This window comes from Clostridium sp. DFI.1.208, assembly GCF_024463855.1.
In the GTDB taxonomy this organism is placed as follows: domain Bacteria; phylum Bacillota_I; class Bacilli_A; order Erysipelotrichales; family Erysipelotrichaceae; genus Clostridium_AQ.
The window spans coordinates 1-638 of the sequence record NZ_JANGCA010000178.1 but is presented as its reverse complement, the minus strand read 5'-3'; the positions used below and the strand labels follow the sequence as shown (position 1 = coordinate 638).

The 638-nt window shown below is 52.7% G+C and carries 1 protein-coding gene; it reads right to left on the bottom strand.

What is annotated here, in order from left to right; translation table 11 throughout:
- Positions 1–638, bottom strand: a 638-nt coding sequence (locus NE665_RS23925) for a site-specific integrase (RefSeq protein WP_256302707.1), incomplete at both ends; no start/stop codon positions are given.

Here is a 638-nt window from a genome sequence, read left to right as displayed (position 1 = left end):
TTCAGTGATCCCAGTAGAAGCATGGCCCAGCATAGCGGAACAGTATTTGATGGGGATACCGGCCTCCAGTGCTCTCGTCGCAAAGGTATGCCGCAGACTGTGGAAGTGGATGTCGTGGATTTCCAGCTTTCTCAGCAGCCTGTGCATATGGTAGGAGATCCTTCTGGGCTCCATGACGTTGCCATTTCGGGTATGAAACAACGGCGCTTTCAGATCCTCTCTACGCTCCCGCGGCATCGTGTCCAGATACGTCTTCAAAGCCTTATAGAGCTCCTCATTCATCGGCACCTTGCGCACTCTGCTAGATTTTGTGCTCTGATAGGTGAGTGGACAGCAGACCGTTCCGTCCTCTTTATAGGTCATCACGCGATTCAGGGATTCATCCACCTGGATCTGTCGTTTGGACAGGCAGATATCCTCGATACGTAAAGCACTGACTTCCCCGATCCGCAGTCCCGCATGGATAGCGACCAGCACAGGCACCATAGAATTCTCCTTATATACCGGTGAAATGGCCGTTGTCAGTCGTTTCTGTTCCTGCACGTTCAATACGCGGACCTCCTTCTTCACCTCTCTTGGATATTCCACACAGCGGCAGGGATCATAGGAGACGATGCCCAGCTGGATCGCCCGTTTGA